This is a genomic window from Buchnera aphidicola (Cinara kochiana kochiana), assembly GCF_900698905.1.
GTDB classification, from domain to species: domain Bacteria; phylum Pseudomonadota; class Gammaproteobacteria; order Enterobacterales; family Enterobacteriaceae; genus Buchnera_F; species Buchnera_F aphidicola_W.
In genome coordinates, this window is the sequence record NZ_LR217707.1 from 237,905 (window position 1) to 253,345 (window position 15,441).

Sequence of the window (15,441 nt, forward strand, 5' to 3'; positions counted from 1 at the left end):
AAATGGGGTTCAGTATAAATACATATAAATTATTATATATATTTAATAAATATATTAAATAATAATTTAAATATACAAAAATTATTATTAACAAATAAAATTCTGTAAATTTATCAATAATATAATAAAAATATTTTTTATATATTAATATATTCAAATAAAATTTTTATAAAAAAACTACAATATTTTAAATAAATTAAATAAAAATATAAAAATATATATAAAAATTTTAATTTTATATAATAATTTATATATAAAATATATAATTAAATTATATTTAATTATAGTATTATTTTATATATCATTTGTATAAAAATAAAATTATTATTAATAATAATTTTATTTTTATCAATAAAACTTAAAATTATAATTTTTTTGAATATTGACAAATTGAATGAAATTTTTCAAAAAAAGATGGGAACGTTTTATTTACACAGATTGGATTTAATAAAGTCACAGGTACGCCAGATAAGGCGATAAGAGAAAAACACATAGCAATTCGGTGATCATTATATGTATTAATAGTAGCATGTAAAAATTTTTTCACCGGATAAATAATAATGAAATCATTTCCCTCCTGTACATTAGCGCCGATTTTTCTTAGTTCAGTAGTCATAGCATATAAACGATCTGTTTCTTTAACTCGCCAATTATATATATTTTTAATATAAACTAATTGATCAGAAAACAATCCCAACATAGCAATTGTCATAGCTGCATCTGGAATATGGTTACAATCCATTGTAATACCAAATAAATGATTTTTTTTACAAATTAAAGAATTTTCTTTCCAAGTAATAGAAACTCCCATTTTTTCTAGTACATCAACAAATGAAATATCTCCTTGTATGCTATTTTTTTTCATATTACGTATTTTTACACAACCACCTTTTATAGCAGCAGCTGCTAAAAAATAAGTAGCAGAAGATACGTCACTTTCTACTAAGAAAACTTTAGGAGAAATATATGTCTGATTTCCTTTAATATAAAAAATTTTATAATTATTTAAAACTTTTACTATAATACCAAAATTTTTCATTAAATTAATCGTTAAATCAATATATGGTTTAGATACTAAAATATCTTTTATAATAATAGTTGTATCTAATTCAGCTAACGGTGCCGCCATTAATAATGAACTTAAAAATTGACTAGAAATCGTTCCATCCACTATAATTTCTCCTCCCTTAAAGCCTCCCTCTATATATAATGGAGGATATCTTTCTTTATTTATATAGTTAATAACTGCTCCTCCTAAGCGTAGTGAGTCTACCAAATGACTAATTGGCCTTTCTTGCATTCTTGCGTCACCAGTCAATATAACTTGATTATTTTTTAATGATAATGCCGCTAATAATGGACGCATAGCAGTACCAGCATTACCTAAATACAAGGTAATTTTTTTTATTATATGTAACGGTCCAGATATACCATGTATAATACATTCAGATTTATTCTTATTTAAAGAATACTTAATATCTAATTGAGATAAAGCTTTTAACATATATTTAACATCATCGCTATACAATAAATTTTTTATAATTGTTGTTCCGTATGATAAAGCTGATAACAATAGTACACGATTCGAAATACTTTTTGAGCCGGGTAAATTTAATTCACCGTTAACATAATTAACTGGTTGTAAAGTTACACTATTTTTCATATTAATATAATCCTAGAATAGGTAATAATATATAAATATATATAAATATATATAAATATTTTATTAATATAAGTTAACTAAATTTTTTTTCAAAATATTTCATAAAAAAAATAAGACGTTTTATTCCATTGATAGGCATAGCGTTATAAATTGATGCTCTAATACCTCCAACCAATGAATGGCCTTTTAATCCATATAATCCATGTTTTTCTGCCATATTAATAAATACATCTGTTAATTTTTTTTTTTGTAAATGAAAAGTAACGTTCATACGTGATCGATTAATCGGAAAAATATAATTGTTATAAAAATTAGTAGAATCTAAATATTTATATAAAATTCTTGCTTTTTTTTTATTATTTTTTTCTATAAAATCTAATCCTCCTATTTTTTTTATCCACTTAAAAACTAATCCAGCAACATACCATGAAAAAATACTAGGAGTATTCAGCATAGAATTTGATTGAGCTAATAACTGATAATCTAAAATTGAAGGAGATTGACGACTAGTAAATTGCAATAAATCATCACGAATAATAACAAGTGTAATTCCAGCAGGACCAATATTTTTTTGAGCACAAGCATAAATAATACCATATTTTTCAATATTAATTTTACGCGATAAAATATTGGAAGAAAAATCACCTACTATAATTTTATTATGAAAAATAGGTTCTTCAAAAATTTCTATCCCCTCAATTGTTTCATTAGGACAATAATGTATATATGTATTTTTAGACGATACTTTCCAATGTCGAACAGATTTAACATAAATCTGATTATTTTTAGTTAATCTCCGTATATTAATAATATTAGGATTACAATATTTTTTTGCTTCTTGAAAAGCACATAATGACCAGTACCCGCTATTAATGTAGTCAGGTTGTATAAATTTACTCGTTAAATTTAAAGGTATTGCAGAAAACTGACCCCTTGCTCCTCCATGACAAAATAATATTCGGTAATTTTCAGGAATATTTAAAATATAACGTAAATCTTTCTCAGTTTTTAAAGTAAATTCTATAAATTTTGAACTACGATGACTAATTTCAACAATTGAAGATTTAGAATTATTCCAATTAAGAAAATTTTTTTTTATTTCCAATAATATCTCTTTCGGAAGAATAGCTGGTCCAGGATTAAAATTATATATAATAGACATATTTATCACCAATTTTATTCTATTTTTTTAAAAATTATAGATAATAAATTTATTTTTAATCAATTAAATTAAAAATTTCATACCATTCATATACGGATATTGTAATACTTTTGGAACAGCAACATTACCATTTGAACATTGAAAGTTTTCTAAAATAGCAGCTAAAGTTCTTCCAACAGCTAATCCAGAACCATTTAATGTATGTAAAAAAAATTTTTTTTTATTATTTTTATCCCTGCAACGCGCATTAATTCGCCTAGATTGAAAATCACCTACCATAGAACATGATGATACTTCTCGGTATAAATTCTGAGCAGGTAACCATACTTCTAGATCATATGTTTTTTGAGATGAAAAACCAAGTTCTCCTGTACAAAGTAAAATTTTTCTATATGGCAATTGTAATAATTGTAGTATTTTTTCTGCATGTTGTGTTAATTTTTCAAGCGCGCATTCAGATTCTTCAGGACGCACAACTTGTATAATTTCAACTTTATCAAATTGACGATTTCGAATTAATCCTTTAACATTTTTACCATAAGTATTTGTTTCTGCTCTAAAACAAGAACTGAGAGCAGTAAATTTTATTGGTAATTTTTTAGATGAAATAATTGTATTATTTACTAAATTAATTAATGGTACTTCAGATGTTGGTATTAAAAATAAATTACTATATTTCTTTTTTTTACCATTACTATGCATAGTATATGTATGAAACAAATCTGTTTTAAATTTTGGTAATTGACCAGAACCAAACATACAAGTATCTCTAACAACAGTCGGCACATGCACCTCTTTGTATCCATTAATTTTAGTTTGTACATCTAACATAAATTGTCCTAGGGCTCGATGTAATTGTGCAATTACACCTTTCATAATTACATATCCAGAACCTGATATAATAGAAGAAGCTTGCCAATCAAATCCTTGTAATTTATTACCAATTTCTATATGATCCATAATAGAGAAATTATATTTATTTTTTTTTCCCCAATAATAAATTAATTTATTATTTTTCTCATCTGTACCTATAGGTACATTGCAATGCGGTATATTAGGGATAACTATTAACATTTTATATATTTTTTTTTGTATTTTTTCTAATTTTTTCTTTAAAAAATTAATATAAATACGAGAATTAATTAACTGATTTTTAAAATTATCACAATTACAATAAATTTTTTTTCTATATATTAAATATTTAGATAATTTTTTATGTTCTGATATTTTAGTTTCACTATTTATCTGTAATTTTTTACGTTTTTTTTCTAATTTTTTAAATTTATCTATATCCAATATATAATTTCTTTTTTTCAATTGATCTCGATAAAAACAATAATTTTTCTTAATTTCATTAAAGTTTAACATAGTATCTATAATTTTCCAGTATATAAATTTTTAATAAATCTTTAATGTTTATTAAAAATAATTTATTATAAAAAAATTATTTTTATAAAAAATAATTATTTATTATATAATTTTTATATTTTTTATTTTATATCAAAAACTATATATAATAAACATATACTACACATAATAATTATTATTAATAAATAAAATATAAAATAAGATGATATTATATAAAACAGTGATTCTATTATTATACACACATCTTAATTTCATTATATTAACTAATTTTTAGTTTAAAAAATTTAATATATCAATGCTATAAATTGGAAAAAAATTATGAAAAAAATGAATAAAAAATATACCAAATTAGTTATTATGGGATCAGGACCAGCTGGATATACATCTGCAATTTACGCCGCTCGTTCTAATATTAACACCATATTAATAACCGGTCCTCAACCCGGAGGACAATTAATAAAAACTAACGAAATAGAAAATTGGCCCGGTGATTACAACAATATTAGTGGTATTAATTTGATGGATCGTATGTTACATCATGTAAATAAATTTTCTGTTAATGTTATTCATGATATTATTGAATCTGTAAATTTTAAGAATCGTCCATTCGAATTAAACGGACAAGAAAATAACTATTTTAGCGATGCCGTAATTATAGCTACAGGTTCCTATACAAAGTTATTAAATATTTCTTCTGAAAATTTATATATGGGAAAAGGAATATCAACATGTGCTATATGTGATGGATTTTTTTTTAAAAATCAATTTATAGCTGTTATAGGGGGTGGAAATTCAGCAATTGAAGAAACTATATATTTATCTAATATTGCAAAAAAAGTACATTTAATCCATCGTCGTGATCAATTTCGAGCAGATAAAATATTAATTGATAGGTTACATGAAATTATTAAAAAAAACAAAAATATTATCATTCATTTTAATTCTATCATTCAAGATATTTTAGGCGATAAAAAAGAAATAAAACAAATTAAAATTTATTCTAAACAAGAAGATAAAACTATTTATTTAGATATATCCGGATTATTTATCGCCATTGGACATATTCCAAATTCTAAAATTTTTTCCAAATATATTGACATTACAAATAATTATGTAAAAATTAGCTGTAATCATAATACAATGAAAACTCAAACTAATATACCGGGAATATTTGCTGCGGGCGATGTATCAGACCATATTTATAAACAAGCTATAACTGCAGCAGCTAGTGGTTGTATGGCTGCTATTGATGCTGAAAAATATTTAAATAATCATGTATAAATAAATACTTAATTTTTTATTAAGTATATAAGGAATTAATTTATGAAAGAAAAAAACATAGAAATGCAAGGTATAGTGATAGATACTTTGCCAAATACTACATTTAAAGTAGAATTAGAAAATAAACATATCATTATAGCTCATATATCCGGAAAAATGAGAAAAAATTATATAAGAATTTTAACTGGAGATAAAGTTACATTAGAATTAACACCTTATGATCTTAGCAAAGGAAGAATTATTTTTAGAAGTAGATAAATTTATAAATAATTTTTTGATTATATATAAAAAATTTAAGATTTATAAAAATAATGTTTATTATTATCAATATAATCTGTATTTATAATTTTCAATAAATTTTTATAAAAATAAAATATTAGGATTTTTATGCGTACAAAGTATTGCGGAAAAATAGTACCAACAGATATAAATAAAATAATTACTATATGTGGATGGGTAAAAAAAACACGAATTTTAAAAAATATTATTTTTATTGATATACGAGATACTACAGGAATTATACAAGTTATTTTTAATAAACAATATATTAATAATTTTTCATTAGCATTGAAATTACGTAACGATTTTTGCATACAAGTTAATGGATTAGTAACTTTAAAAAAACAGAAAAGTTTATTTAAAAACTGTATATCAGTCAATTTAATGGAAATTGTTGCATTTAAGTTATTTATTTTCAATAAAACCCTTCCTATACCCTTAGATTACGGAAAAAAAAATAAAGAAGATATACGGTTTAAATTTCGTTATTTAGATTTACGTCGTGATATTATGTTTAATAATATAAAAATAAGAAGTAAAATTAATAGATTAATTAGAAAATTTTTTATACATAATAAATTTATAGAAGTTGAAACTCCTATTCTTACCAAATCCACACCAGAAGGAGCATCTGATTATTTAGTTAATAGTCGATTATATCCCGGAAAATATTATGCGTTACCACAATCACCTCAATTATTTAAACAATTATTAATGATATCTGGCATAGATCGATATTATCAAATAGCCAAATGTTTTAGAGATGAAGATTTGCGTTCAGATCGACAGCCTGAATTTACCCAAATAGATATTGAAGTAGCGTTTACAAAAACAAATTATTTACAAATACTGATTAATGATTTAATAAAAAAATTATGGTTATCTATTAAAAATATACAAATAAAAAAAATAAAAACAATTAGTTATTATGATAGCATATTTATGTATGGTACAGATAAACCTGATTTAAGAAATTCTATTAAGTTTATTGAATTAAATCATTTATTTAAAGATAAACACACTATTTTTTTTCCGTGGTTATTAAACAGTAATATTAATCGAATTATTTCTATTAATATTCCTAATGGAACAAAAAAAATTTCAGATAGTCAAATAAAAATATATAAAAAATTATTAAAAAAAATAAATATACACAAATTTATGTATATAAAAATTATTAATGTAGAAAAAAAAATTACTAATAATCATAACATATTTAATAATAATATTGATCAAAATATACTATCTAAAATAATATCTAATACTACTACATGCAATGGAGATATATTGTTTATAGTAGCAGAAGAATCAAATTTAGCAAATAAAGCATTAAGTGCGTTACGAATAAAAATAGGAATTGATTTAAAAATTACTGATTTTAACAATATATGTCCTGTTTGGATTATAGATTTTCCTTTATTTAAAAAAGATAAAAATAATAATTTAAAATCTATGCATCATCCGTTTACTGCTCCAAAAGATGCAAATATAAACATAATTTCCAAAAATCCGCTAAAAATTCTATCTAGTGCATTTGATTTAGTTATTAATGGATATGAGATAGGCGGTGGTTCTCAACGTATCTATAATTTTAAAATACAAACTGAAATTTTTAATATTTTAAAAATAAGTAAAATACAACAAAAAGAAAAATTTGATTTTTTTATTAATGCTTTAAAATATGGTGCACCTCCTCATTCCGGATTAGCTCTAGGTTTAGATCGATTAACTATGTTATTAACAGATAGTAATACCATTACTGACGTAATAGCTTTTCCAAAAACTACTTCTGCAACTTGTTTAATGACAGGTGCGCCTTGCTAATAATACACGAAATATTAAACGTATAAATTATAATTAACTTGAGTATTAAAAATCACAAAATCTATTTTATATATTTTAAAAATTATTATATTTTATAAATGAGGAAACATGGCCGGGCATAGCAAATGGGCAAATACAAAACACAGAAAATACGCGCAGGATGTGAAACGTAGTAAAATATTTACTAAAATTATCAAAGAAATCGCAACATCTAGCGCAAAAAATGGATCAGATATTAATCAAAATTTTCAATTAAGAAATATTTTAGAAAAAGCTCATTCATATAACTTAAAAAAAAAATTAATTAATAATGCTATACAACGTAGTTCCGGATCAAACAAACAATATACATTTAAAACCATGAAATATGCAGGATACGGTCCAGCAGGTACTGCAATTGTTATACATTGTAATACTGATAATAGTAATAGAACAGTATCTAATATAAGAAATATTTTTTCTCAATTTAATGCGCGTTTGACAAAATACGAAAATATTAAATATTTATTTAATTTTTTTTATATATTAAAAATTAATATTAACATAAACAATAAAAATCTAATTTTAGATATAATTAATAAAAATAATCTTTTACATAATAATAGAATAAATAAAAATTTTTTATATATAAACGTTGAAATTAAAAATTTAAAAATAATAAAACAATACTTATCCTCTTATTCTATAATTATCAATAATATTAATATGTTAATTACTCCTAAAATTATGCAAAATTTAGACTCTAATAATAATAATAAAATCATAAATATGATTAATTTGTTGAAACAACTAAAAGAAACTATATATATAGTTCATAATGGGAAAATTTATTAATAAAACAGTAATTTTATAAATTTAACAAATTTTTTAAAAATATATAATATGCATGTTTAAATATTCAATAATTTTTATTAGTTTAAAAATAACTGTACTTTATATCAATAACGTAATCTATTTTTAATGATTTAAAAATATATATGAATGTTCTGAATTGACTATATATGACAAAAATTAAGTTTAATATATTTAAATTTATGATAAATAAATAATATTTTTGTAAAATGGAATATAAAAGTTATTTATATTAACTAAAAATATTTTTTTATCGTCAATATATTTATATATACGTATCTCATCATATTTAGTCAATACAGAATTTTATTAATTTACAAAAATATATTAAAATATTTTTATGTAACTTTTATAATTTTAAACATATTAACAATTTCATTACCATTTTTTTGATTAGATTTTATCATAACAATATTAGTATTTTTATTTAATAATTTTTTATCTTTTAATAATTGTATACTATTATTAGTAATTTTGTTTTTAATAAAATTATCATCTATATGTATCGGAATTACTCCTCTATATAAAGAAGATAAACGTAATTGTTTAACACAATTAGATATATAAAAAATTGGTAATCCAGATGTAATTCTTGATGTTAATAAAGCAATTTCATGAGACGTTAATGCAATAATAACTGCAGAAACATTATTTAAGTGATTAGCAGCATACATAGCTGACATAGAAATTGTTTCAGAAATACTATTAAATTTTTTATGTAAACGATGTTTGGAAATATTTATAGACGGAACTTTTTCAGCTCCTAAACAAATTTTAGACATAGTTTGTACCGTTATTTCAGGAAAATTTCCAGATGCTGTTTCTGCTGATAACATTACTGCATCTGTACCATCTAAAACAGAATTAGCAACATCCATAACTTCTGCACGTGTAGGAAACGGATTTACAATCATAGATTCCATCATTTGTGTTGCTGTAATCACTGCACGATTTAATTGTCTTGATATTTTAATTAATTTTTTTTGTATACCGATTAATTGGTAATCACCAATTTCAACACCTAAATCACCTCTTGCAATCATAATCGCATCAGACGCTAATACAAGATCTTTTATTATTTGATCAGATAGTATAGCTTCTGCTCGTTCAATTTTAGCAATAATTTTTGCTACACTACCTTCTTGCTGTATTAATAAACGCGCTTTTTGCAAATCTTCTGGAGATCTTGGAAAAGACACAGCTAAATAATCTACATCCAGTAATGCGGCTAATTTTATATCTTGTTTATCTTTCTTCGTTAAAGCAGACGCAGATAAACCTCCTCCAAGTTTATTTAAACCTTTATTATTAGATAAATATCCACCAACAATTACTTTTGTAAAAATTTTTGTATTATTTATTTTTATAACTTCTAATTGTATTTTTCCGTCGTCTAATAATAGAATATCATTACACGATACTTCTTCAGGAAGATTCTTATAATTAATACCTACGGTATTAATGTCTCCTTGATGTTCAGGAATGTTTAAATCTAAAGTAAAAAAATTTCCTTTATTTAAAAAAATATTTTTTGTCTTGAAACTAGAAATACGTATCTTAGGTCCTTGTAAATCTCCGATTAATGCTACAAAACAATTTAATTCTTTTTCTATTGATCTAATTTTTTTTACTCGATTAATATGATCTTCTGCCGTACCATGAGAAAAATTTAATCTTAATACAGTAGCTCCAGATTGTATCATTTTTTTTAAAACTTGCTTATCATCAGTTGAAGGTCCTAATGTAGCAACAATTTTTGTTCTTCTAATAAAATTAGTCATTTAATACTTCCTTAAATACATATATATTATATATAATTGTTTTTAGTAGAATAATTATTCTAATTAAAATATAAAAACACTATGCCATGATAATATCAATAATTTTATTTGTACTACAATATATTAATATATATAAAATTTACCATTAACTAAAATTATTATTTTTTATATATATGTTATATACTCCATTATACATATTGTTTTATAACATTCATTACATATATAAAATAATTTTCTAATTAATAAATTAATTTTGTATATTTACAAAAAACAAAAATATATCTTTAAATTTTAAAAATTTTTAATTATAAATATTCGAATTAATATCAATGAATATAATTTATGTATAATTCATGTATTATTTTATTCATAATAAATTTATATTATATAAATATTACAATAATAAGGTCTATCATGACGTCAAAAAAAAAAAATTATAATTTATTTATCTTTGGCACTAAAGGTGATTTAGTTCAAAGAAAAATATTTTCAGCTTTATATCGATTAGAAAAAAAAAATAAACTTACAAATAATGTACAAATTATCGGTATTAGTCGCTCTAGTTCTAGTAATAAGGAGTATATAAATATTATTTATAATGCCTTAAAAAAATTCTTAAATGAAACTATAAAATTATCTGTATGGAATAAATTTAAAAAACGTTTTATCTTTTGTAAAATAAATATCAATAAAATTCAAAATTTTAAAAAATTAATTGTTTTTATTAAAAACAAATATGATATTTTAATTCATTATTTTGCAGTATCATCTGATATGTTCGTAAAAATCTGTAAGGGATTAGCCTCTATCCAGTGTAACAAAGATAACTCTAAAATTATTATAGAAAAACCAATTGGAAAATCGTTAAATACATTCTATGATATTAATCAATCTATTAAAAAATATTTTTCTGAAAAACAAATATTTCGTATTGATCACTATTTAGGTAAAGAAGCAATATTAAATCTTATTTCATTAAAATTCGCTAATCCATTATTTTACAATATTTTGAATAAAGATTATGTAGATCATGTACAAATTACCTTATCAGAAAGTATCGGAATAGAAAATCGATGGAATTATTTTGATCAAACTGGACAAATTATAGATATGGTACAAAATCATATTTTGCAAATTATTTCTATTTTTGCAATGAATACCCCCAAATCACTACATAAAAATCATATTTACGACGAAAAAATAAAAATTTTAAAATCTTTGCGTAATATTAATAAAAATAATATACATAAATATGTATCATTAGGACAATATTCTAAAGGAATTATTAATAATCAACCTGTGCTCGATTATTTACATGAAAATAAAGCTCAAAAAAATAGTATTACTGAAACATTTGTTGCTATGAAACTATATTTAGATACCAAAATATGGAAAAATGTTCCTTTTTATATTCGAACAGGAAAAAGATTAAAGAAAAAATGTTCAAAAATTGTTATTTTTTTAAAAAAAACAAAAAATATGCTTTTTAATAATATACAGTCACAAGATAAATTAAATCGTATTACTGTAGACTTACAGTCAACTTCTAAAATCGCTATAAAATTATTTAATAAAATTCCTAAATTAGATTCAAGCTTTAAACTAAAACCTTTAGAGTTATCTTATGATTATAAAAAATTTTTTCCACACCACTACATACCTGAAGAATATGAACGATTATTAACTGAAATCATGCAAAATAACAAATTCTTGTTTGTTCATCAAAAAGAAATTATATATTCTTGGAAATGGATTGATCCAATTATACAAGCATATCAAGAATATCCGTCTCTATTGCAATATTATTCTGCAGGTACTTGGGGACCAGAATCATCTCATAAATTAATACAGCAAGATAATAAAAATTGGGATAATCATTAATGGAAATTTACAAACACATAAATAATAATTATTTATTATAATATTTTATATTTCTTTTGAAATAAAGATATTATTTAAAATTTTTATATCGTAAGTATATTGAAAGTTTTATAAAATATATAAATATTTTTATATTCTTTAATAATTTTTTTTAACATGTAATATAATACATGTTCTTGTATAATATAAATTAGTATTTATATTAATAATTATAATTAAATTGGGATAATATATATCCTTTTAATATTAAAAAATTAATCAAAATAATTAATTTTTATTAAAAATATAATTAATAGTTATTATTATTAAATTATTTTTTTTAATTAAATTTAAATATTTAAATAATTAATTTAAAATTATTAAATAAAAAATTAGAATTATATATTTAATAAAAACTAAATTATTATCAATAATATGTAATATTTTAAATATTTAATTAAATATAATTTGTAAAATATTTATAAAATACATTAAAAATATTTATTTATCTGTTTTAATAAAAAACAACTTGAATTATTAAATTGAATATCTATATAATTATTAAATAATAATAAAAAATTCTATATTAAGTATAGTTTTTATTTATTTAAATTATTTATTTTATCAATATAAACATATATATCAATGATTAATTATTAATAAAAAAAAATTTATTATTAATAATATATAATTTTACCGTATAAAATAAAAAATTTTTATTATATAAATGACACTCTTATTGATACATAAACTATAAATATTTATATATAGATAATATCTATATATAAATATTATAAATAATACAATTATTATTAATTGATATATAAAATTAATTTATATATATTAAATACTAATTTTATAAAAAATAATTTTTATTTTTAATAAATCATTTAATATAAAATATATTGTAATATATAAAATAATTTTTTAATAAAAATATTATATTTGCATTATTACAATAAAATCGATAAATTGTATATATTTAATAAACAAAAATATATACTTTTTAATTAATTTTAATGATATTTAATATCTTTTTTGGAGTATTTTTTTATGTATTTTTTTTTAGATCCATCTGCTTGGGCGGGTCTGTTTACATTAATATTTTTAGAAATAATTTTAAGTGTTGATAATATAATATTTATTGCTATTTTATCTAAAAAATTACCCTATAACCAACGTAATCAAGCAAGATATACTGGTTTAATATTAGCTTTATTTATGCGTTTTGGATTATTAATTATTGCATCACGATTAATAAATTTAACTAAACCTATAATAGTCAGTAAATTTTTCGTTTTTTCTATCAAAGAAATTTTATTATTAATAGGAGGAATATTTTTATTTTTCAAATCAATATTTGAATTAATCAATAATATTAAAAATATTGATTCAAAATCTAAAACAAATAAAACAACACAAAATTTTTGGTATATAGTGTTTCAAATTGTAATATTAGATGCAATATTTTCTATTGACTCTATTATGATAGCCGTAGGAATGATAAATAATTTGCTAATTATGATATCTGCGGTTACTATTTCCACAATATTAATGATATTTTTATCTCAATTATTTATTAAATTTATTAATTCACAAAAAAATATAATAATTTTATGTTTAAGTTTACTATTAATGATTAGCTTACATTTAATTACAGAATCGCTAGGATTATATATCCCAAAAGAATATTTATATACAGCTATTATATTTTCTTTATTTGTTGAACTTATGAATCAAATAAGAATTAGAAATATAACTATTCAACAATCAAAAAAACCTTTTAGAAAAAAAATATCACATGCTATATTTAAAATAATTAAAGAAACTATTCCAAATAATCAAAATAAAGAAAAAAATTTAATTCCTTCCAAATATATTAAAAATAACAGTAAACTTTACTTAAAAAATACAAGTTATTCTAAAGAAATGCAGAATAAAGAAATCAATATTATTACTAATGCATTAAAATTAAGTAACTATTCAATTAATGATATTATGATTCCTAAAAAAGATATTGTATGGATTGATATTACAAAAGATTATGAAAATATAAAAAATACTGTAGCAAATACTTCATATAGTACTCTACCAATATGTCAAAATAAATTAAACGAAATTATTGGTGTAGTTCCGACAAAAAAATTAATTAAAATTATTAATAATAATGAAGACATACATAATTTTGCAATACAGTATCCGCCAATAATTATTTTAGATATTTTAAATATAATAAATGTATTACATTTATTGCGTTATTCACAACACAACATGATTATAATCAGTAATGAATCCGGAATTATACAAGGTATAATAAAACCAGTAGATGTATTTAAAAAAATTGTAGGAAAATTCTTAGATTCAAGTTATAAACCTGAAGTTATTATTAATAAAGATAATTGGATTGTGCAAGGTACTACGCATTTAAATAATTTAAGAAAAATATTAAATATTGATTTTATATCATCCAATAATAGCTGTAATTCAATAGCTGATTTTTTAATAAACAAACATAAAAAAATTCCTGTAACGGGAACAATTCTTTATTATAAATATTATTACTTTCATATACTAAAATCTAGTTCATATCAAATACTTTTAATAAAAATTACTAAACATAAAATAATTTAAAAATATTAATATTTATTAAATATCATAAGGATGACATTGAATATGAATTTTAACAACACAATTCTAGCTTTAGATACTACTTTATATTCTTCTTCTGTATCTTTATTACATCACGAAAAAACATATAGTTTATTTAAACTATGTGTTAAAAATCATGAAAATAAAATACTTAATATGATTAAAAAAATTCTAAATAAAGCAAATATTACATTAAATAATATTGATTATATCACGTGTACAATAGGACCCGGAAGTTTTACTGGAATTAGAATATCTATAGGAATTTCGCAAACAATATCTATTATTTACAGAATTCCTATTATTGGTTTTTCTACATTACAAATTTTGTCAGAACAGAGTTGGAAAATTAATAAAATAAAACGTGTTTTAATTGCAATTCAAATCTCTAAAAATCAAATCTTTTGGGCCAAATATATCAAAAATAAAATAGGTTTATGGGTTGGCGGATATACCGAAAAATTATTTAAAAATATTAACATAATTAAAAAAAAAATAATGAAATGTTCAGGCGTGTGGTCTGCAATTGGATTAAATATACATACAAAAAATTTAAAAAAATCTATTAAATTATTTTATACACATATTACTACTCCACATTCTAAAGATATCATTTCTTGTGCTATAAAATATTTAAAATATTATAAATATTCCCCAATAACACAAATATATCCAAGATATTTACATACAATACGTTAAATAATATAATTGTTAATTATATT

The 15,441-nt window shown here is 21.0% G+C and carries 11 protein-coding genes; 7 read left to right on the forward strand and 4 right to left on the reverse strand.

All coding sequences use genetic code 11. The annotated features are described in order from the left end of the window. Nucleotides 1–364: 364 nt before the first annotated feature. The 3 genes from aroA to serS form a co-directional block, all read right to left on the reverse strand. Complete coding sequence (aroA, locus tag BUCIKOCA2762_RS01010; RefSeq protein ID WP_154028579.1) at nucleotides 365–1,663, reverse strand: 3-phosphoshikimate 1-carboxyvinyltransferase; 1,299 nt, start codon at nucleotides 1,661–1,663, stop codon at nucleotides 365–367. Nucleotides 1,664–1,736: 73 nt separating this feature from the next. Continuing rightward, on the reverse strand, nucleotides 1,737–2,825 hold the full coding sequence (gene serC / locus BUCIKOCA2762_RS01015) for a 3-phosphoserine/phosphohydroxythreonine transaminase (protein WP_154028581.1): 1,089 nt from the start codon (nucleotides 2,823–2,825) through the stop codon (nucleotides 1,737–1,739). Nucleotides 2,826–2,888: 63 nt separating this feature from the next. Beyond that, the gene (serS, locus tag BUCIKOCA2762_RS01020; RefSeq protein ID WP_154028583.1) at nucleotides 2,889–4,193 is read right to left on the reverse strand and encodes a serine--tRNA ligase; all 1,305 of its coding nucleotides are present in this window, start codon (nucleotides 4,191–4,193) and stop codon (nucleotides 2,889–2,891) included. Between the two features lie 318 nt (nucleotides 4,194–4,511). On the opposite strand from serS, the gene trxB reads away from it, so the two are divergent. The 4 genes from trxB to BUCIKOCA2762_RS01040 all read left to right on the forward strand — a co-directional run bounded on the left by trxB (nucleotide 4,512) and on the right by BUCIKOCA2762_RS01040 (nucleotide 8,411). Next, the gene (gene trxB / locus BUCIKOCA2762_RS01025; RefSeq protein WP_420022475.1) at nucleotides 4,512–5,474 is read left to right on the forward strand and encodes a thioredoxin-disulfide reductase; all 963 of its coding nucleotides are present in this window, start codon (nucleotides 4,512–4,514) and stop codon (nucleotides 5,472–5,474) included. A 42-nt stretch (nucleotides 5,475–5,516) separates the two neighbouring features. After that, complete coding sequence (gene infA, locus BUCIKOCA2762_RS01030; RefSeq protein ID WP_154028584.1) at nucleotides 5,517–5,732, forward strand: translation initiation factor IF-1; 216 nt, start codon at nucleotides 5,517–5,519, stop codon at nucleotides 5,730–5,732. Nucleotides 5,733–5,861: 129 nt separating this feature from the next. Beyond that, the gene (gene aspS / locus BUCIKOCA2762_RS01035) at nucleotides 5,862–7,577 is read left to right on the forward strand and encodes an aspartate--tRNA ligase (protein WP_154028586.1); all 1,716 of its coding nucleotides are present in this window, start codon (nucleotides 5,862–5,864) and stop codon (nucleotides 7,575–7,577) included. 108 nt (nucleotides 7,578–7,685) lie between these two features. Continuing rightward, the gene (locus BUCIKOCA2762_RS01040; RefSeq protein ID WP_154028588.1) at nucleotides 7,686–8,411 is read left to right on the forward strand and encodes a YebC/PmpR family DNA-binding transcriptional regulator; all 726 of its coding nucleotides are present in this window, start codon (nucleotides 7,686–7,688) and stop codon (nucleotides 8,409–8,411) included. 356 nt (nucleotides 8,412–8,767) lie between these two features. On the opposite strand, the gene pyk is transcribed toward BUCIKOCA2762_RS01040, so the two are convergent. Further along, on the reverse strand, nucleotides 8,768–10,210 hold the full coding sequence (gene pyk / locus BUCIKOCA2762_RS01045; RefSeq protein WP_154028590.1) for a pyruvate kinase: 1,443 nt from the start codon (nucleotides 10,208–10,210) through the stop codon (nucleotides 8,768–8,770). Nucleotides 10,211–10,624: 414 nt separating this feature from the next. Here pyk and zwf point away from each other — a divergent pair, with 414 nt between their 5' ends. From zwf to tsaB, 3 genes are all read left to right on the forward strand, one after another. Continuing rightward, a complete protein-coding gene (gene zwf / locus BUCIKOCA2762_RS01050; RefSeq protein WP_172598352.1) occupies nucleotides 10,625–12,091 on the forward strand; it encodes a glucose-6-phosphate dehydrogenase in 1,467 nt (488 codons plus the stop codon). A 1,032-nt stretch (nucleotides 12,092–13,123) separates the two neighbouring features. Continuing rightward, nucleotides 13,124–14,701 (forward strand): TerC family protein, encoded by a 1,578-nt coding sequence (locus BUCIKOCA2762_RS01055; protein ID WP_154028594.1) that lies wholly within the window; start codon nucleotides 13,124–13,126, stop codon nucleotides 14,699–14,701. Between the two features lie 42 nt (nucleotides 14,702–14,743). Beyond that, a complete protein-coding gene (tsaB, locus tag BUCIKOCA2762_RS01060; protein WP_172598353.1) occupies nucleotides 14,744–15,418 on the forward strand; it encodes a tRNA (adenosine(37)-N6)-threonylcarbamoyltransferase complex dimerization subunit type 1 TsaB in 675 nt (224 codons plus the stop codon). Nucleotides 15,419–15,441 lie beyond the last annotated feature (23 nt).

What these genes read in the sequence shown, in the direction of transcription:
- aroA (WP_154028579.1), bottom strand. Translation starts at nt 1,663, where the DNA reads ATGAAAAATAGTGTAACTTTACAACCAGTTAATTATGTTAACGGTGAA.
- serC (WP_154028581.1), bottom strand. Translation starts at nt 2,825, where the DNA reads ATGTCTATTATATATAATTTTAATCCTGGACCAGCTATTCTTCCGAAA.
- serS (WP_154028583.1), bottom strand. Translation starts at nt 4,193, where the DNA reads ATGTTAAACTTTAATGAAATTAAGAAAAATTATTGTTTTTATCGAGAT.
- trxB (WP_420022475.1), top strand. Translation starts at nt 4,512, where the DNA reads ATGAAAAAAATGAATAAAAAATATACCAAATTAGTTATTATGGGATCA.
- infA (WP_154028584.1), top strand. Translation starts at nt 5,517, where the DNA reads ATGAAAGAAAAAAACATAGAAATGCAAGGTATAGTGATAGATACTTTG.
- aspS (WP_154028586.1), top strand. Translation starts at nt 5,862, where the DNA reads ATGCGTACAAAGTATTGCGGAAAAATAGTACCAACAGATATAAATAAA.
- BUCIKOCA2762_RS01040 (WP_154028588.1), top strand. Translation starts at nt 7,686, where the DNA reads ATGGCCGGGCATAGCAAATGGGCAAATACAAAACACAGAAAATACGCG.
- pyk (WP_154028590.1), bottom strand. Translation starts at nt 10,210, where the DNA reads ATGACTAATTTTATTAGAAGAACAAAAATTGTTGCTACATTAGGACCT.
- zwf (WP_172598352.1), top strand. Translation starts at nt 10,625, where the DNA reads ATGACGTCAAAAAAAAAAAATTATAATTTATTTATCTTTGGCACTAAA.
- BUCIKOCA2762_RS01055 (WP_154028594.1), top strand. Translation starts at nt 13,124, where the DNA reads ATGTATTTTTTTTTAGATCCATCTGCTTGGGCGGGTCTGTTTACATTA.
- tsaB (WP_172598353.1), top strand. Translation starts at nt 14,744, where the DNA reads ATGAATTTTAACAACACAATTCTAGCTTTAGATACTACTTTATATTCT.